This is a genomic window from Spirillospora albida (assembly GCF_000718255.1).
In the GTDB taxonomy this organism is placed as follows: Bacteria; Actinomycetota; Actinomycetes; order Streptosporangiales; family Streptosporangiaceae; genus Spirillospora; species Spirillospora albida.
Window position 1 is genome coordinate 347,898 of record NZ_JOFJ01000003.1, and the last position, 17,920, is coordinate 365,817.

Consider the following 17,920-nt stretch of genomic DNA (forward strand, 5'->3'; position numbering starts at 1 on the left):
GGGGAAACCGATGATGAACGTGAGGAGATGCCGTGACGGAGGTCAGGGGCGGGCCCCGGCACGGGGGCGGATACGAGCGGCCTGCGCTCAGTGACCTGGGCAAGCACCACTCCAGCCAGGCGCCCCGCATCCCCAAGTACTACAAGCTCAAGGAACTGCTCGTCGAGCTGATCCAGTCGCTTCCTCCCGGCAGCCCCCTGCCCCCCGAGCGGACCCTCGCCGAGAAGTACGAGACGTCCCGGACGACCGTCCGGCAGGCCCTCGCGGAACTCGTCGTGGAGGGACGTCTCCAGCGCATCCAGGGCAAGGGGACGTTCGTCGCGAAACCGAAGGTGTCGCAGGAGCTCCAGCTCGTCAGCTACACCGAGGACATGCGCCACCACGGCCTCCGCCCGGAGACCCGCATCCTGGAGGCCGGCTACGTCAGCGCCGACGAGCGCCTCGCCACCCTTCTCGGGATCCGGCCGGGCGGGCGCGTCCTGCGCATCCACCGCCTCCGCCTCGCCGACGGCGAGCCCATGTCGATCGACACGTCCCACCTGCCGGCGCGCCGCTTCCCCGGCCTGCGCCGCGAGCTCCCCCGCCACCTCTCCCTGTACGAGACGCTCGCCACGGCCTACGACGTCCACCTGACGGAGGCCGAGGAGACGATCGAGACCGTCCTCGCCACCCCCCACGACGCGCAGCTCCTGGGCGTGGACGTCGGCCTTCCCATGCTCCTTCTCTCCCGGCACGCCTTCGACTCGACCGGCCAGCCGGTCGAATGGGCGCAGTCCCTGTACCGGGGCGACCGCTACAAGTTCATCACCCGCCTCCGCCGCGGCGACCACCGGTAGCGACGCTCCGGAGCGGGGCGCGTCGGAAGGCGGCCCGACCCGTCGGTCTCCCGATCGAGCCCGCGCGACCGCTCAGGCCGGGGACCCGGGTGCCGCGTGGTGGAGCATGGGGGTGATGATGCGGGCGATGACGTCGGCCAGGTCGGTGAGCGGCCGGTCCGAGCCGCTCTCGATCTCGGCCAGGGCGAGTTCGTTCACGGCGGCCATCGCCGCCATCATCTCGTGGACGGGCATCGGGCGCGGCACGGCGTGGCCCCTGGTCCGCTCAAGCTGGGCCCAGACCGCCGTGCAGTAGTCGAGGAGCACCTGGCGGCGTGCCTCCAGGCCGCGGTGGCCGAGGCCGTAGATGTCCATGTAGTGCGCGCGCGTGAGGGCGGGTTCACCGTCGAGCAGGGCGAGGAACGCGTGCATGGCCCGGCGCAGCGCGTCCGCCGAGGAGCCCTCCTGCTCGATGGCGGTGGCGATCGTCGCCGCCGCGCGCGCGCTGGCGATCTTGTAGAGGTCGAGGAACGCGTCGTCCTTGCCCGGGTAGACGCGGTAGAAGTCCCGTTTGGAGACGCCGGCGCGCTCGACGATGTCGCCGATGGTGGTCGCGGCCAGGCCCTTGTCGGTGATGGCGGACGCCAGACCGGCCAGCAGCCGCCGCCGGAACCCGTCCAGCCGCCGCTCACCGGCGCGCGCATCGCTCAACGAAGCCTCCCGGTCTGGCGCGGACCCCGATTGGTACCGTACGGTACCATCCCCGGTAACGGCCGGTACCACGGCGGCCCCGAAAAGGAGACGGCATGACCGACGTCCACGCCAGCACGAGCGCGCAGCTGTTCGACCTGACCGGGAAGAGCGCCGTCGTCACCGGCGGAACCCGCGGGATCGGGATGATGATGGCCCGCGGGCTGCTCATGGCCGGTGCCCGGGTGTGGATCAGCTCCCGCAAGGCGGACGCCTGCGAGCAGGCCCGCGCGGAGCTGTCCGAGTACGGCGAAGTGCACGCCGTTCCCGCCGACCTCTCCCGCGAGGACGAGTGCCTGCGACTTGCCGAGGAGGTCACCGCCGCGGCCCCCGAGCTGCACATCCTGGTGAACAACGCCGGCGCCACGTGGGGCGAGCCGCTGGAGACGTTCCCGGAGTCGGCGTGGGACAAGGTCCTCGACCTCAACCTCAAGTCGCCGTTCTTCCTCGTCCGCGCGTTCCTGCCCGCGCTGCGGGCCGCCGCGACCGCCGACGACCCGGCGCGCGTCATCAACGTGGGCAGCATCGACGGCATCCACGTGCCGATCCTGCCCACGTACGCGTACTCGTCCAGCAAGGCGGCGGTGCACCAGCTGACCCGCCACCTGGCCAAGGAGCTCGGCCCGCAGTCCATCACCGTGAACGCGGTCGCGCCGGGGCCGTTCCCGTCCAAGATGATGGCCGCGACGCTGGACGCGTTCGGCGACGAGATCGCCGCCTCCGCGCCGCTGCGCCGCATCGGCCGTCCGGACGACATGGCGGGCGTCGCCGTCTACCTGGCGAGCCGCGCGGGCGCCTACGTGACCGGCGCCGTCATCCCCGTCGACGGGGGCATCGCCACCACGGCCTGACGCCGTCCGCCCCTCACCTGTTGGGAGAACCGATGCCTTCTCAGCTCCTGTCGCGGCGCGACCTGGAGTTCCTGCTGTACGAGTGGCTGGACGTCGAGCGGCTCACGTCCCGCGACCGGTACGCCGACCACGACCGGTCGACGTTCGACGCGGTGCTGGAGCTGTCGGAGCAGATCGCGACCGACCATTTCGCCCCGCACAACAAGCTGTCGGACGCGCGGGAGCCGACGTTCGACGGCGAGCGCGTCCGGCAGATCCCCGAGATCAAGAAGGCCATGGAGGTCTTCTCCGGCGCCGGGCTGCTGGGCGCCGGGCTGGACGCCGAGCACGGCGGCATGCAGCTGCCGTACGCCGTCGGCAGCGCGGGGTTCGCCTGGTTCCAGGCGGCCAACGTCGCCACGTCCGCCTACCCCATGCTCACCCTCGGCAACGTGAACCTGCTGATGGCACACGGTTCACCGGAACAGATCGACAAGTTCGCGCGGCCCATGGTCGAGGGGCGCTTCATGGGCACGATGTGCCTGTCGGAGCCGCAGGCGGGCTCGTCCCTGACCGACATCACGACCCGCGCCGAGCCCCAGGACGACGGCACCCACCGGCTGACCGGCACCAAGATGTGGATCTCGGCGGGCGACCACGAGCTGAGCGAGAACATCGTCCACCTGGTGCTGGCGAAGATCCCGGGCGGGCCGCCGGGCGTGAAGGGCATCAGCCTGTTCATCGTCCCGAAATACCTGGTCACGGAGGATGGCGCGCTGGGCGAGCGGAACGACGTCGTCCTCGCGGGCCTGAACCACAAGATGGGGTACCGCGGCACGACGAACACGCTGCTCAACTTCGGCGAGGGCGTCCACACGCCGGGCGGGCGCCCCGGCGCCGTCGGGTACCTGGTCGGCGAGCCCCACCGGGGGCTGGCCTACATGTTCACGATGATGAACGAGGCGCGCATCGGGGTCGGCGCGGGCGCCACCGCGCTGGGCTACACCGGCTACCTCAAGTCCCTGGAGTACGCCCGCCGGCGGCCGCAGGGACGCCCGGTCGCTGGCAAGGACCCGGCGACCCCGCAGGTGCCGATCATCGAGCACGCCGACGTGCGGCGGATGCTGCTGGCGCAGAAGTCGTACGTCGAGGGCGCGATGGGCCTCGTGCTGCTGTGCGCGAGCCTGGCCGACGACGCGGCCACGGCCCCGACCGAGGAGGAGCGGGCCAGGGCGGGACTGCTGCTCGACACGCTCACCCCGATCGTGAAGAGCTGGCCGTCGCAATGGTGCCTGGAGGCGAACTCCCTCGCCATCCAGGTGCACGGCGGGTACGGCTACACCCGCGACTACGACGTCGAGCAGCACTACCGCGACAACCGGCTCAACCCGATCCACGAGGGCACGCACGGCGTCCAGGCCATGGACCTGCTCGGCCGCAAGGTCGTCGCCGGCGGCGGCGCGGGCCTGGCGGCCCTGACCGAACGGATCGGCGAGACCGTCGAACGGGCCGGGAAGGCCGGCGGCGAGCTCGCCGGACACGGCGCCGCTCTGCAGGCCGCGGTCACCCGGATCACCGAGGTCACCGCGGCCCTGTGGGCTCCGATGGACGTCGAGGCGGCACTGGCCAACGCGTCCGTCTACCTGGAGGCCGTCGGCCACACCGTGATCGCGTGGATCTGGCTCGAGCAGGCCCTCATCGCGGCCGCCGCGCCCCCGGACGCCTTCTACAGCGGCAAGCTCCAGGCCGCCCGGTACTTCTTCCGCTGGGAGCTGCCCCGGACCGGGCCGCAGCTCGATCTGCTCGCCTCGGCGGACCGCACCACCCTGGACATGCGGGCCGACTGGTTCTGAAGGGCCGGCCGGTCCTGAAGGGGGGCCGCCCGGTGCTTCCGGGCGGCCTCGTCCGTCAGAGGGTCTTGCTCAGGGCCTTGATCGGCATCTGGAGCTCGGAGAGCAGGTCCAGGTCCTTGTCGGCCGGGCGGCCCAGCGTCGTCAGGTAGTTGCCGACGATGATCGCGTTGATGCCGCCGAGCATGCCCTCCCGCGTGCCGAGGTCGCCGAGGGTCAGCTCGCGTCCGCCCGCGTAGCGCAGGATGGTGCGGGGCAGGGCGAGCCGGAACGCGGCGATCGTCTTGAGCGCCTCCGCGCCCTCCACCAGCGGGAAGTCGGAGAACGGCGTGCCCGGACGCGGCGTCAGGAAGTTCAGCGGGACCTCGTCCGGCTCCAGCTCGGCGAGCTGGCCGGCGAACTCGGCGCGCTGCTCGACGGTCTCGCCCATGCCGACGATGCCGCCGCAGCACACCTCCATCCCGGCCTCCTTCACCATGCGGAGCGTCTCCCAGCGCTCCTCCCACGAGTGCGTGGTCACGACGTTGGAGAAGTGGGACCGGGCCGTCTCCAGGTTGTGGTTGTAGCGGTGGACGCCCATCGCGGTGAGCTCGTCCACCTGCTCCTGGGTCAGCATCCCCAGCGAGCACGCGATGTTGATCTCCACGGCCTCGTTGATGGCCTTGATGCCGTCGCGGACCTGCGACATCAGCCGCTCGTCCGGGCCGCGGACGGCCGCGACGATGCAGAACTCCGTCGCCCCGGTCTTCGCGGTCTCCTTCGCCGCCTCGACCAGCTCGGGGATGTTCAGCCACACCGACCGGACGGGTGACTCGAACTTCCCGGACTGCGAGCAGAAGTGGCAGTCCTCCGGGCAGCCGCCCGTCTTCAGGGACACGATGCCCTCGACCTCGACCTCCGGGCCGCACCAGCGCATGCGGACCTCATGGGCGAGGGCGAGCAGCTCCTCCAGCCGGTCGTCCGGCAGCGTCAGGCACTCCAGGACCTGGTCGGCGGTCAGCCCCCGGCCCTCCTCCAGCACCTGGCGGCGCGCCGTTTCGAGGATGTCGCTCACATGATCTCCTTGTCGCGGAAGGCGGCGGCGTCGAACGCGCCGCCGAAGGCGGGGGCCAGGCCGCGGTGCGCGGCCACGAGGAATTCGGCGGGATCGAGGGAGCCGGCGCCGGCCGGCAGGGCGCCGGCGAGGGGGCGGGCCGCGATGGTCTCCAGGTCCCGGATGTTGCTGCGCATGGCGAGGTCGGGGTCGTCCGGCCAGCTGCCGAGGACGACGCCCGCGAGCTGGACGCCCCGGTGCGCCATCGCCTCCAGGGTCAGCGCGGTGTGGTTGAGCGTGCCGAGGTCGGGCCGCGCCACCACGACCACGGCGGCACCGAGCCACCGGGCCAGGTCGGCGATGGTCGTGCCCTCCTCGTCATAGCGGACGAGGAGCCCCCCGGCCCCCTCCACCAGGACCAGCCGCCGCGTCGCGGCCAGTTCCTGGACGTGCTTCGTGACGTCCGCGAGCCGGAGCGGCGGCACCCCGGCGCGCCGGGCCGCCGCGGCGGGCGACAGCGGGTCGGGGAACCGGGCGAACTCGTGCAGGTCGTCGACGCCCGCGAGCCGCCGCACGTCGTCGAGGTCGCCGGGCTCGCCCTCCGCCACGCCGGTCTGGCCGGGTTTGACGACGGCGACCGGCGCGCCGCGCGCGGCGGCCAGCGCCGCGAGCGCCGCGGTGACGACGGTCTTGCCGACCCCGGTGCAGGTCCCGGTGACTACGAGCACGCTCACGAGCGGCCACCCTAGCGCGCGCCCCTCGAGCGCCTGGAGCGCCGTACCCCACAGTCTTGACCGAACCTTTTTGTCATCGCGGAAACCCGGCCGTCCCCTTCCCGCGTCGAACCATCATGGCCGGACCCTACGCACGTTCCCGCTGGCTGCTCCCGCTGGCCGTCGCCATCGTCCTCGCCGCCTGCGGCGGCAACTCCAGCGCGAGCGATCCGCCGCCGTCGCCGCCCGCCGGATCCCCTTCGGGTCCCTCCGCGCGGGATGCTCCCGCCGAAGAGGACCTGGTCCTGCGCTGGCAGCGGACGGGCGGCATCGCCGGCCTCGGTGGGCCCGGAGCCCTGCCCGACTTCTCCCTGTACTCCTCGGGCCGCGCCCTGGCCGTGTCGCGGGACGGCCTGACCGAGTACCGCCTGAGGCCGGCCGCCCTCGACCGGCTCCTGGCCGACGCGCGCCGGGCGGGCCTCGGCCGCTCCCGCTCGGTCGGCTCCGAGGAGTACGCGGACGCGTTCACCGTCACGATCAGCATGGGCAAGGCCCGGACGACCATCATCGACCCGGCGCCGCCGTCCGATCCGGCCGTCCGCTTCCACAAGCGCCTGTTCCCCGAGGCGTGGCCCGCCGCCGACCAGAGCGTCCCGCCCTCGCCCTACCGCCCGGCCCGGACGGCCGTCCTGGCAGGTGAGAGCACCGGGAGCGGGACGCCCAGGCCCTGGCCCCTGAAGCCCTTGGGAGAGGGCGTCCAGGCGGCCGGCGGCATCTGCACCCTGGCCCGGACCTCCGACCTCCCGCGCGAGGCCGGCAAGAGCCTGTGGCGCAGTGAGGGCAGGATCTACTCGGTCCGGCTGCGCCCGCTCCTGCCGGACGAGGAGTCCTGCCGCGACCTAACCTGACCCCAGCGGACGGCCGGTGAGCTCGTCGGCGACCTCTCGGGCGGTGGCCGCCAGGTCACCGTCCAGGACGTCCAGGCGGGTGCCCAGGTCGTCGGCGAAGGTCAGGCGGTCCAGCGAGGGCGGGGCGGGGTTCGCCTCGGGCATCCAGGCCGAGTGGATGAGGAAGGGGACCGTCGTGCCCCGGGGCGGAGCCAGGACCGCGAGGGGGCCTCGGCTCACGTCGGCGGCGTCGAAGAGCTCCAGGCGGAACCGGTCGTCGTTGTGGACGGCGACGAGCAGGTAGCCGTCGTGGCCGCCCGGGGCCGTCCCCGCGTACCGGGTGCCGCCCTGGCCTCTCGGGATGAAGGACGGGGACGTCGGATAGTCGTCCAGGGAGAACGTCCACTCGGCCAGGGGCTTGAGGCCGTCGCGGTCGAGGGTGACGAGGGTGGCCGGGGTCTCCTCCTCGGGGAAGAGGGACGTGTCGATCCGGCCCTCGTAGTTGCTCAGGGCCCGCTGGTTGATCGCCTCCGGGTGGAAGCCCAGGAAGATGAGGTGGTGCCGGGTCGGGTTGAGCTGGCCCTCGAGGCTCCAGTCGATCGCGGAGAGCTCCGCCTGCCACCAACGGGACGGATCGTGCGCGCGGGCCTTCTCCGTGACCCTGCCCTTCTCGGGGTCGAAGTCCAGGACGGTCGTGAGGGCCGGGGTCATGCCGTGGCAGTACATGCCGCGCAGGGCCGGGTCGATGGGGCGGCCGTAGAGGTCGAGGTCGTCCTCGCGGAGGTACATGCCGATGTCGACGCCCTCGCTGTGCTCCATGACGACCTGGATGCCGTCCGTGTCGTCGTAGCGGGCGTAGAAGTGGTTCACCTCGGGGGCGATCCGGAACTCCTTGCAGGTGACCGTGGACCTGCCCGCGACGAGGTCGTCCTTGCGGATCAGCAGGAGGGGGCCGTCGGGGTTGTTCGCCACGGTGCGGTCGCCGCCGAAGATCTCCTCGACGTCGATGCGGTACGCGGTGTCGGCCAGGATCAGCCAGTCGCGGGTCTGGGTGATGGTGTGGGTCGCCTGCGGGAGGGCGGCGTTCTCGACGGCCCAGCGGGTGACGCGCTTGCCCGTCCCGGAGTAGCGGATGACGGAGACGGCGCCGGTCATCACGTCGCGGCTGACGCTCCACAGGCAGTCGCGGTCGGGGTCGATGACGGGATGGGCCGTCGAGGAGATGAGAGGCAGGACGGCGTCGTCCATCGGCTTCCAGTCGTCGCGGTGGCCGACCTCCGCGACGAACTCCAGCGTGACGGGATCCACCTCCACCGGACGGCCCGCGTCCCAGGTGGCGAACAGGCGGTCGCCCCACGGCAGGGGCGCGGTGTTCGCGGCGTTGACGAACCCCCACGGGGAGCCGGTGCCGACCGGCCCGGGGGTGAACAGGTCGGGGCGCTTGCGGCGGAGCCGGACCGAGGGCGTGTCGATGACGCGGCTCCGCCAGGCGAAGTGGGACGGCGGGGCGCCGTCGGTTCCGGGGGTCAGGGACAGGCGGGCCATGATGCCGTCGCCGAAGAAGGCGTGCAGGGGCCGGGTGCGCTGGTCGGACGTGCTGACGAGGTAGTGGCCGCGGACGTCGGACGGCCAGGCGCCGGCGACGACCCCGAGGTCCATGTCGGTTATCGGGTTCTTGCCGAGGATCGAGCGGGGGACCGGCATCCGTGCCTCCATACGTCGTCATGCCTCTAACGACTATTCGGGCACAAGCGGTCGCTTGTTACCGGGCCCGCGTGAGACGGCACGGCGGGACCGGAGAGAACGGGTCGTCGCGGTCACCGCGGCGCACCTCTACGGCGCGCCCGTGGTGGTGCTCAGACCGACGTCAGGGCGCCGTGCTCGGAGCAGCGGGCCGTCCAGCCCAGCGGCGTCACCTGGACGACCATCCGGCGGCGGCACTGGGTGCAGTAGCGCGGCGGCTCCATCCGGCGGGCCGCCCGGCAGGACGCGTGGTCATGGGCGGCCGCGGGCTCGCCGCACCGGTCGCAATAGGTCTCCACGGCCGTACCGTACTACCGTGCCGGTCGCTCAGTGCCCGCGCATCCGGCCGACCAGCCGGGTGTCGTACGTCCCGGCGGCGAACTCCGGGTGGTCGAGCAGCTCGGCGAGGAACGGCAGGTTCGTGCCGATCCCCTCGATGCGGAACGCGGCGATGGCGGCGCGGGCGCGGTCGAGCGCGGCGGCGCGGTCCGCGCCGTGGACGCACAGCTTCGCGAGCAGCGGGTCGGAGACGGCGGTGACGGTGTTGCCCTCGGCGTAGCCGGCGTCGATGCGGATGCCGTCGCCTGCGGGCTCCTCCCACACCTTGATCTCGCCGGTGCGGGGCTGGAAGTACTCGGGATCTTCGGCGTGGATGTGGAACGCGAACGCGTGGCCGCGCGGCGCCCCGCCGGGCAGGGTCGCCTGCCACCCGGCGGCGATCCGGAGCTGCTGCTCGACCAGGTCCACGCCCATGACCATCTCGGTGAGGGGGTGCTCGGCCTGCAGGCCGGTGTTCATCTCCAGGAAGAAGAACTCCTGCGCGGCGGGGTCGACGAGGCACTCGACGGTTCCGGCGCCGCGGTACCCGACGGCCTCGCCCGCGCGGACGGCGGCGTCCAGCATCCGCTCCCGCAGCTCGGGGCCGACCCCCGGGGACGCGGTCTCCGCCGCGACCTTCCGGTGCCGGCGCTGGACGGAGCAGTCGCGGTCGCCGAGGGCGACGACGGTGCCGTCGGCGAGGCCCAGGATCTGGATCTCGACGTGCCGGGCGGCCGGCAGGTACCGCTCGAGCAGGAGGTCGGGCCGCCCCGAGAGGCGCTCGGCGTGCGCGCGGGCCGTCTCGTACGCCGAGCGGAGCGCCGCGGGGTCGTGGGCGACCGCCAGGCCGGCGCCGTCCGTGCCGGCGGCGGGCTTCACGATCACCGGGTAGCCGATGCGCTCGGCCTCCTCCAGCGCGGTCCCGACGTCCGGCACGGGCTCCCACACGCCCGGCGCGACGGGAAGGCCCGCCTCCTTCATCAGGTTCCGGGCGTTGATCTTGTCGCCGAGGCGGGCGATGGAGAGCGGCGGCGGGCCGATCCAGGCGAGCCCGCGGGCCTCGACCTGGCGGGCGAACTCGGCGTTCTCGGCGAGCAGCCCGAAACCGGGGTGGACGGCCCGCGCGTTCGTCCGGCGCGCCGCCTCCAGCACCGCCTCGCCGCGCAGGTAGCTGCGGGCCGGGTCGCCCGGCCCGAGCAGGAGCGCCTCGTCGGCCTCCGCCACGAACGGGAGGTCCGCGTCGGCCTCCGAGTACACCGCGATGGCCTTCAGGCCGAGCGCGCGCACCGTGTGGATGATCCGGGCGGCGATCTCGCCCCGGTTCGCCACGAGGACGGACTCGAACACCAGCGCAACTCCCCTTTTCCATGGTCCGCTCTTCGATGGTCCACGGCCGACCCTAGTGGGCCCGCCGTCCCCCGGCCACCAGGGTCGGAGGCGGGCGCGGTCAACGGCGGGCGCGGTGAGCCCGGTGGGCTCACGGCCGGGTGCGGCGGTCGACCACGCGGCTGAGCGCCTCGACGACCGTCGGGTCGTACTCGGCGGCGGAGTCGAGCCGGAGCCGCTCCAGGACGGCGGCGCCCCGGTCCCGGTCGGACGACGCGCCGACGAGGTCGTCGTAGGCGTTGGCGGCCTTGATGATGCGGGCCGCGAGCGGCGGCGAGACCGGCCGCTCCCCGGCGGTGTCGCGGCCCGCGCGGTACGGGTGCGAGGACAGCTCGACGATGTGCGCGACGCGGTCCAGCACACCGGTCTCCTTGATGACCTCCGCGCCGAGCTCGGCGATGCGGCGCTGCTCCGTCGGGGACGCGAGGACGGTCGCGCCGCCCGGGATCGGGTCGCCGAGCGACAGCTGCCCGATGTCGTGCATCAGCGCCGCGTACTCCAGTTCGAGGAGCTCGGCCTCCGCCATGCCGAGTTCGCGGCCCATCGCGACGGCGAGCCGCGACACGCGCCGCGAGTGGCCCGCCTCGACGTACCCGCCGACCTCGGTGACCCGCGACAGCGCCCGGATCGTCTGCAGGTACGTCGCGCGGATCCCGGCGTAGCGGCGGAACGCGAACTGGGTGACGAGGATCGGCACCGTGAAGATCAGCAATGCGGCCTCGCCCATCGCGGTCGTGGCGACGGCGATCAGCATGGCGGTCGCGCTGGTCGCGACGCACAGCGCGATCTTCGCGTTGATCTCGTCCCGCAGCGCGATCCCGAACCGGGCCCGGACGGCCTCCGCCCGGATCATCGCGGCGATCAGCACGTCGGTGAAGCAGGACGCGACGACGACCCCGCACATCACGGCGAGCATCAGCAGCCAGGGCGCCTCGAGCGCGAGGAAGGGGCGGAAGGCCAGCGCGACGACCGCGACCGTGAACAGCCGGCGGGCCATCGCGTCCGGCCTCGGGGTGCGGCCGACCGCGGCGTGCGGCAGCGAGCCGATCAGCATCCCGGCCGCGGTGACCGCGACGACCTGCAGCGCCGAGTGCTCCGCCGGGACGACGCCGAGCGGCGCGTCCGGCGCGGCGCCCTCCGGGCCGACGCCGATGAGCAGCGCGTAGCCGATCGCGCCGGCGCTCGCGATGGGCGCGACCTCCCGGTTGCCCGGCATGACCATGCGGAACAGCTCGCCGAGCGAGATCAGCACGCCGAAGACGAGCGCGACGTCGGGCTGCCGCACCCCGGACGCCGCGACCTGGGTGACCGCGATGACGACGAGCAGCCCGGCGGTGGCGATCAGCAGCAGCTGCCCGGAGTCGATCGTCTGCCACGCGGCCCGCTCCCGCGCGCGCGCCCGCGCCGTGCCCAGTCGCGACGTGCCCGACTTCGACGCGCCCACCTTGGAGGTGCTCACCTGCTCGGTCACGGGCGGACCCCGCCGTCGCCGGTGACGCGGATGGGCGTGGACGGGTCGTCGTGGTCGTGCCGGGTCGTGTCGTGGACGTCGTCGTCCGGCAGGACGACCGCGTCCGGCGGCTCCCAGCCCTCCCGGTCGAGGGCGCGCAGGAACGCCTGCACCATCATCGGGTCGAAGTGGTCGCCCATCCCCCGCCGCAGCTCCTCGACGGCCTCCCCCATGCTGCGGGCCGGCCGGTACGAGCGGGTCGAGGTCATCGCGTCGAACGCGTCGGCGACGGAGATGACCCGGGCGAACTCGGGGATCTCGTCGCCGGCGAGGCCCATCGGGTAGCCGCGGCCGTTCAGCTTCTCGTGGTGGTGCATGATGCCGGCGAGCGCCTCGTCCAGGAAGCCGATGTCGCGGACGATCTCCAGCCCGCGCATCGGGTGCAGCTGGATCGCGGCGAACTCCTCCTCGGTCATCGGGCCCTCCTTGCGCAGCACCGTCGTGGGGACGCCGAGCTTGCCGACGTCGTGCAGCATCCCCGCGTACCGGATCGCCTCGACCCGGTCGGGCCGCATCCCGATCTCCTGCGCGATCATCACGGAGCCGCGCGACACCCGCTCGGAGTGGCCGCGGGTGTAGTAGTCCTTGGTCTCGACGGCCTGGCAGAGCGCGGCGAGGGTCGCGGCGTGCGCCCGCTGCTGCGCGTGCGCCTGCTCCAGCGCCCACCGGGCGATGAACAGCGGCAGCAGGACGAGGACGGCGGCGAACGGCCCGACCCGCGGCCACAGGCCCGCGATCAGCACGCCGAGCGTCCCGTAGCCGAGGCAGCCGAACGCGAGGGGGCCGCTCTCGCGGAGCAGCTCCCGCGGTGCGGCCTGCCGGCTGAGCAGCAGCACCCCGGCGAGGAGGGCCAGGTTGACCGCGACGAACGTGCCGAGCGCGCCGAGGAACGGGACGATCACGTGCTCGACCCAGCGGGCCGCGCGGGGGTCGGCGTCGTAGCCGCCGAGCAGGTCGAAGACGGTCCCGGCGGTGAACCCGCCGAGCGCGAACTGCGCGCCGTTGAACGCGCGCTTGACGGGGGCGAAGAACCGCTGCCCGGTGACGACGGCGCAGACGCCGAGCAGCGCCGCGCCGGCGGGGTCGAGCAGGACCACTCCGGCGAGGCTCGCGGCGAACCCGAGCGAGACCTTCGCACGTTCCAGGTTCAGCCGCGCGGGCGCCGAGTCGGCGACGAGGAACAGCACGGCCAGGACGGCCAGGGTCGTCCAGTCGAGGTCGGCGTAGGAGCCGGTGAGGGTCGACGCCGCGATGAGGCCGGCGGCGACGGCGACCACACCGCACACGTAGGCCCAGGCAGCCGGAGGTAGTCCACGCATTGCCGCCCCCTCGGGGATGACGGACGGGCGGACCGGGGCTCGGCCGCGATCGCCGGCGCCGCGGACCCGCGCGCCACCCGGCACGCTCGCCGCCGCACCGCCGGGCCTACACCCAGGACACGCCCTCGGGCATCATCAGCGACGACGACGAGGCGCGCGAGCCGTGGACGGCCGCCGTCACACGCTTGCGCATGGCTCCCCGCCTCCCCCCGCGAACCGCGCGGCCCCCGCCCTCCGGGTCGGCGCCACCCCGGTTCTCGCGGACGTGCACGTGCTCCCGTCGCTGAATTCCGCACAAGCCTAACGCCATGAGCCATGGCCACACAGGCATGCGGGGAATCGTGAGCAAAGTGTGAACCACCGATCACCCAAGACGCGCCCCGGGCCGCTCCCGCGCCCACGCGACGGTCGCGGCGAGGCCCTCCGCGAGCCCCATCCGGGGCTCCCAGCCGAGCTCGGCACGGGTCGGCCCGGGGTCGACGGACATGGCGGGCAGGTCGCCCAGCCGGGACGGGGCGAACTCCGGCTCGTCGGGCGCCCCGGCCGCGGCGGCGACGAGGGTGTGCAGCTCGCGGTCGGTGGTCTGGCGCCCGGTCCCGACGTTGAACCGGCGCCCGCCGCCCCGCTCGCCGGCCGCGCGGGCGAACGCGTCCACGACGTCCAGCACGTAGACGTAGTCGCGGGTCTGCTTGCCGTCGCCGAACACCCGCGTGGGGCGGCCCGCGAGAAGCGCGTCCGAGAAGATGGACACGACCCCCGCCTCACCCTCGGGCGTCTGGCGCGGCCCGTACACGTTCGCCAGCGTCAGCGCCGTGTAGTCGATCCCGTGCAGGGCCTTGTACGTGCGCAGGTAGACCTCGCCGGACACCTTCGACGCCGCGTACGGCGAGGCGGGCCGCAGCTCCGCGTCCGGCGGCACCGGCAGCGCGTCCGGGACCCCGTACACCGCGCAGCTCGACGCGAACACGACCTTGCGGGCGCCCGCCGCGCGCGCCGCCTCCAGCACGTTCGCGGTGCCGATGACGTTCACGCGCGCGTCGTGCAGGGGGTCGGCGACGCTCGCCCGGACGCTCACCTGCGCGGCGAGATGGCAGATCACCTCGGGGCGGCGCTCCGCCGCCCGGCCGGCCAGCGCCGGGTCCGCGACGTCCATCCGCAGGTACTCGACGCCGTCCCGGAAGTTGGCGCCGGACGAGCCGTCGTCCACGCCGGCGACCTCGTGGCCGTCGGCGACGAGGCGGTCGACGAGATGCGATCCGATGAATCCGGCCGCGCCGGTGACGAGAATCCGCATCCCCCGCACGATACGCGGGTCAGGCGCCCTCGGGCCGCCCGGCGCGGTCGGTGCCCTGCAGTTCGCCGCAGATCTCCTCGATCCGCCCGAGCACCTTCGCGCGCAGGTCGGTCGGCGCCTGCTCGCACCCGCACGACTTGCTGACGAGCTTCTTCACGACCTCTTCGAGGCCGTACTCCCGCAGGCAGGGCCCGCACTCGTCGAGGTGCTGGCGCACCTCGCCGCAGTCTCCCTGGTCGAGCTCGCCGTCGATATAGGCGTAGACCCGCGCCAGGACCTCGTCGCAGGGGGTCTCGTGGTGATCGCCACAGCTCATGGCTCACGCACCCTTCTCGCACACGCAGCCGACCGTGCCGTGCCTGTCACGCCGTCCTCCGCCCGCCGGGTTCCCGCGTTTCACGACGGGCCCCCCGTCGCGCGCGTGAGGCCGCGCTCCTGAGCGTAGTCCTCCAACATGCCGCGCAGCTGGCGGCGCCCCCGATGCAGCCGGGACATCACGGTGCCGATCGGCGTGCCCATGATCTCGGCGATCTCCTTGTAGGCGAAGCCCTCGACGTCGGCCAGGTACACCGCGATCCGGAACTCCTCCGGCAGGTCCTGCAGGGCGCGCTTCACGTCCGAGTCGGGGAGGTGCTCCAGCGCCTCCGTCTCGGCCGACTTCAGCCCGCTGGACGTGTGGGACTCGGCGCGCGCGAGCTGCCAGTCCTCGATGTCCTCGGTGGCCGCCTGCTGCGGCTGCCGCTGCCTCTTGCGGTAGGAGTTGATGAACGTGTTGGTCAGGATGCGGTAGAGCCAGGCCTTGAGGTTCGTCCCCTCCTTGAACTGATGGAAGGACGCGAAGGCCTTGGCGAAGGTCTCCTGGACGAGGTCCTCGGCGTCCGCCGGGTTGCGCGTCATGCGCAGCGCGGCCGAGTACAGCTGATCCAAGAACGGGAGCACGTCGCGCTGGAACCGCTCCTGGCGCTGCTCCACGGTCTCCGTGGTGCCCGCTACCTGACCCACCCCCTCGACTGTGGCCGTCCCGGCCCCCCGACGGGCCGTCCCGGCCCCGTCGCGGGGGCGGACGGCGTCATACCTCACAAACGATATCGGGCCGCCCTGCCCGGCGACGCGGGCGGGGACCTCCGGGATCTCCGCACCCGGCCGGAATCCGGCGACGGCTGTGGTCATCGGCGTGCACCTCCGTGGTCCGCGCCGTCCGGGCGCCGGACCGCCGGGGGTTCCGGGGCGGCGTTGCGCGGACGGTTATGAGACGGTGCAACGCCGGAAGGGCCGCGCCGATTCCCCGACCGGCGGGGATCCGGCGCCGTCGACTCCGGAGCGTCCCTACATACGCGGATCTTAACCCTGATCCTGTACGGAGGGTGATGACAGTCCACTAACGGGGAAAGAACTTCCATACACCACTAGAACAGGAGCAATCGGTGCTACCGGTGCCGGCGCGACCTCCCGAACCCACGATCGCGAACCTCCGCGACGCCTCCGGGTCCCTGACCCGCTACTGGACGTTCTACTGGGCGGTCGCCGACGCCCAGCTCACCCGATGGCTGCCCCGCCGCCCTTCCCGCGTGCTCGACCTCTCCGGCGGCCACGGGCGGACCGCCGGACGCGCCGTCCAGGCCGGGCACGACGTCATCGAGGTACGGGAGCCGGACCGCCCGGGCGCGCCCCCGAGCCCGCACCCGAACGGGCACCCGAACGGTCGCCCGGCCGCGCGGAACGCGCTGATCGCCGACTCCGGCGCCCTGTCGTTCCTCGGCGACGCCTGCGTCGACGCCGTCGTCGCCGAGAACCGCGTCCTGTCCCGTCATCTCGCCACCGAGGCGACCGTCGCCGAGATCGCCCGCGTCCTGCGCCCCGGCGGCCGCGTCCTGCTCAGCGTCGACTCCCTCACCCTCGGGATGGCGCTGCTCGCCGAGCAGAACTTCTGGGCCCACCTGTCGGACGTGCCCAGCGCGGAGGTCGTCCTCGTCCCCTGGCCGGACGGCACCATCACCCGCTGCTTCTGGGCCGACCAGCTGCGGGAACTGCTCACCGAATCGGGCCTGGAGGTCGAGTGGATCCGCCCCCGGACGGTGCTCTCGCCCTCGACGGTCGAGCACGTCCTGGCCTCGACGCCGGACGCCCTCCCCCGCCTCGTCCGGACCGAGCTGGACGCGCCGGTGAACGACGAGTCCCTCGGCATCCACCTCCTGGCGAGCGCGATCCGGCCCCGCTGACCCGGACCCGCCGGCGCCCCCGCCTCAGCGCCGGGCGCGGTCGTACTTCGACTGGCAGGGCAGGCAGCGCGCCGCGTCAGGCCGCGCCTCCAGGCGCCCTTCGGGAACCTTCTCGCCGCACCCGACGCACCGGCCGTAGGCGCCGGCGTCGATCCGCTCCAGCGCCTCGGTCACCGCGGCGCGGTGCAGGCCCAGCGATTCGAGTGCCGCCTCCACGCGGTCGCTGTCGGAGAGGCCGGAACCGGCGTCCGCGGCGGAGTTGTCGCGCTCGGGGTGCTCGCCCCGAAGGATCGCGATGGAGCGGTCCAGATCGTCCAGCATGGCCTCGAGACGGGAACGGGCTGCGGCGGTGTCCACGGTGCTCCGAACTCCTCCCGGTCATTCCCCTGGGCATGGGGGGTGGTGCCCGGCCGGGGCATGGCCGGTCAGAACAGGGCGTCCGTTTCGTTGCCTGGACTATCCCCGTTCCCGGACGGTTCTATGAGTTGCGGCCCGTTGTTTTTCACGTTGCTGACCAACGTGGAGACGGGAAAGGCGTCCATCGTCCCGGCCATGGCGGGCACGAGCAGGCCGCGCACCGTCTCCGTCTCGGTCAGGTCCGGATCGAGCCAGGCGTCCCACCGGTCCCGCTCGACGACCATCGGCATGCGGTCGTGGATCCGGCCGAGGTCGTCGGGCGCGTCGGTGGTGATGACCGTGCACGTCCAGACCCATTCGTCCTCGGGCGACTTCCACAGCTCGTACAGGCCGGCCATGGCCATGACGTGCCCGTCCTTGGGACGGATGAAGAACGGCTGCTTCTTCGGCCGCTTCGCCTTCTTCTCCCCCTCGGCCGGGTCCTGCCCCTCGAGCGCGTACCACTCGAAGTACCCGTCGGCGGGCAGCAGGCAGCGCCGCTTCGCGAACGCGCGCCGGAAGGACGGCTTCTCGTGCACCGTCTCCATCCGCGCGTTGATCATGCGGGACCCGATCGACAGGTCCTTGGCCCACGACGGCACGAGCCCCCACCGCACCGTGCGCAGCTGCCGGACGGCCTCCTCCTCCGGGGCGTCCTTGGGGTGCCGCGCAAGCACGACCGGCACCTGCTTGGTGGGCGCGACGTTGAAGTCGGGCTCGAGGTCGCCCTCCAGGGCGTCCACCTGCACCTGGAACTCGTCCAGCAGCTCCTGCCGCGCACGGGATGTCGCGTATCGACCGCACATGCGCCCCATCCTGCCCCACCCCTACGACAACGGCCCGTCCCTCGCGGCCGG

The 17,920-nt window shown here is 73.0% G+C and carries 18 protein-coding genes; 5 read left to right on the forward strand and 13 right to left on the reverse strand.

Annotated features, from left to right (window positions below):
* Positions 1–32: 32 nt before the first annotated feature.
* Positions 33–836: a GntR family transcriptional regulator gene (locus IE99_RS0106200; RefSeq protein WP_157610071.1), complete on the forward strand. Its 804-nt coding sequence runs from the start codon at positions 33–35 to the stop codon at positions 834–836.
* Positions 837–908: 72 nt separating this feature from the next.
* On the opposite strand, the gene IE99_RS30070 is transcribed toward IE99_RS0106200, so the two are convergent.
* Positions 909–1,526: a TetR/AcrR family transcriptional regulator gene (locus tag IE99_RS30070; protein WP_051712097.1), complete on the reverse strand. Its 618-nt coding sequence runs from the start codon at positions 1,524–1,526 to the stop codon at positions 909–911.
* A 95-nt stretch (positions 1,527–1,621) separates the two neighbouring features.
* Between IE99_RS30070 and IE99_RS0106210 the strand changes: the two genes are divergently transcribed.
* Positions 1,622–2,416: an SDR family oxidoreductase gene (locus IE99_RS0106210; protein ID WP_030164935.1), complete on the forward strand. Its 795-nt coding sequence runs from the start codon at positions 1,622–1,624 to the stop codon at positions 2,414–2,416.
* Positions 2,417–2,448: 32 nt separating this feature from the next.
* Positions 2,449–4,248: an acyl-CoA dehydrogenase gene (locus IE99_RS0106215; RefSeq protein ID WP_030164938.1), complete on the forward strand. Its 1,800-nt coding sequence runs from the start codon at positions 2,449–2,451 to the stop codon at positions 4,246–4,248.
* Between the two features lie 55 nt (positions 4,249–4,303).
* Here IE99_RS0106215 and bioB read toward each other — a convergent pair whose 3' ends face one another.
* Positions 4,304–5,299, reverse strand: coding sequence for a biotin synthase BioB (bioB, locus tag IE99_RS0106220; protein ID WP_030164940.1), 996 nt, complete (start codon positions 5,297–5,299; stop codon positions 4,304–4,306).
* Positions 5,296–6,012 (reverse strand): dethiobiotin synthase, encoded by a 717-nt coding sequence (bioD, locus tag IE99_RS0106225; RefSeq protein ID WP_030164943.1) that lies wholly within the window; start codon positions 6,010–6,012, stop codon positions 5,296–5,298. Before bioD ends, bioB begins: the two co-directional genes overlap by 4 nt.
* A gap of 116 nt (positions 6,013–6,128) precedes the next feature.
* Between bioD and IE99_RS33355 the strand changes: the two genes are divergently transcribed.
* Positions 6,129–6,899, forward strand: a complete 771-nt coding sequence (locus IE99_RS33355; protein WP_030164946.1) for a hypothetical protein — start codon at positions 6,129–6,131, stop codon at positions 6,897–6,899.
* Here IE99_RS33355 and IE99_RS0106235 read toward each other — a convergent pair.
* The 8 genes from IE99_RS0106235 to IE99_RS0106275 form a co-directional block, all read right to left on the reverse strand.
* On the reverse strand, positions 6,891–8,582 hold the full coding sequence (locus tag IE99_RS0106235; RefSeq protein WP_030164949.1) for a carotenoid oxygenase family protein: 1,692 nt from the start codon (positions 8,580–8,582) through the stop codon (positions 6,891–6,893). The two genes, IE99_RS33355 and IE99_RS0106235, sit on opposite strands and share 9 nt — an antisense overlap.
* Positions 8,583–8,734: 152 nt before the next feature.
* Positions 8,735–8,920, reverse strand: a complete 186-nt coding sequence (bsaP, locus tag IE99_RS0106240; protein WP_030164952.1) for a biotin synthase auxiliary protein BsaP — start codon at positions 8,918–8,920, stop codon at positions 8,735–8,737.
* A 28-nt stretch (positions 8,921–8,948) separates the two neighbouring features.
* A complete protein-coding gene (locus IE99_RS0106245) occupies positions 8,949–10,286 on the reverse strand; it encodes an acetyl-CoA carboxylase biotin carboxylase subunit (RefSeq protein ID WP_030164955.1) in 1,338 nt (445 codons plus the stop codon).
* A 130-nt stretch (positions 10,287–10,416) separates the two neighbouring features.
* The gene (locus tag IE99_RS0106250; RefSeq protein WP_030164958.1) at positions 10,417–11,739 is read right to left on the reverse strand and encodes an HD-GYP domain-containing protein; all 1,323 of its coding nucleotides are present in this window, start codon (positions 11,737–11,739) and stop codon (positions 10,417–10,419) included.
* A gap of 53 nt (positions 11,740–11,792) precedes the next feature.
* Entirely contained in the window at positions 11,793–13,154 is a 1,362-nt protein-coding gene (locus IE99_RS0106255; RefSeq protein WP_030164961.1) for an HD-GYP domain-containing protein, read from the reverse strand.
* A gap of 364 nt (positions 13,155–13,518) precedes the next feature.
* Positions 13,519–14,448 (reverse strand): NAD-dependent epimerase/dehydratase family protein, encoded by a 930-nt coding sequence (locus IE99_RS0106265; RefSeq protein WP_030164964.1) that lies wholly within the window; start codon positions 14,446–14,448, stop codon positions 13,519–13,521.
* 19 nt (positions 14,449–14,467) lie between these two features.
* Positions 14,468–14,764, reverse strand: coding sequence for a mycothiol system anti-sigma-R factor (gene rsrA / locus IE99_RS0106270; protein ID WP_030164970.1), 297 nt, complete (start codon positions 14,762–14,764; stop codon positions 14,468–14,470).
* Positions 14,765–14,844: 80 nt separating this feature from the next.
* Positions 14,845–15,450 carry a sigma-70 family RNA polymerase sigma factor gene (locus tag IE99_RS0106275; protein ID WP_037558770.1) on the reverse strand — a complete coding sequence of 202 codons (606 nt, stop codon included), beginning with the start codon at positions 15,448–15,450 and terminating at the stop codon, positions 14,845–14,847.
* Between the two features lie 431 nt (positions 15,451–15,881).
* Here IE99_RS0106275 and IE99_RS0106280 point away from each other — a divergent pair, with 431 nt between their 5' ends.
* On the forward strand, positions 15,882–16,667 hold the full coding sequence (locus IE99_RS0106280; protein WP_030164975.1) for a class I SAM-dependent methyltransferase: 786 nt from the start codon (positions 15,882–15,884) through the stop codon (positions 16,665–16,667).
* A 24-nt stretch (positions 16,668–16,691) separates the two neighbouring features.
* Here the strand turns inward: IE99_RS0106280 and IE99_RS0106285 are convergent, their stop codons facing one another.
* Together IE99_RS0106285 and IE99_RS0106290 are read right to left on the reverse strand one after the other, a co-directional pair.
* Positions 16,692–17,024, reverse strand: a complete 333-nt coding sequence (locus IE99_RS0106285) for a TraR/DksA family transcriptional regulator (protein ID WP_030164978.1) — start codon at positions 17,022–17,024, stop codon at positions 16,692–16,694.
* Between the two features lie 68 nt (positions 17,025–17,092).
* Positions 17,093–17,869: an SOS response-associated peptidase gene (locus IE99_RS0106290; RefSeq protein WP_037558771.1), complete on the reverse strand. Its 777-nt coding sequence runs from the start codon at positions 17,867–17,869 to the stop codon at positions 17,093–17,095.
* Between the last annotated feature and the right edge of the window lie 51 nt (positions 17,870–17,920).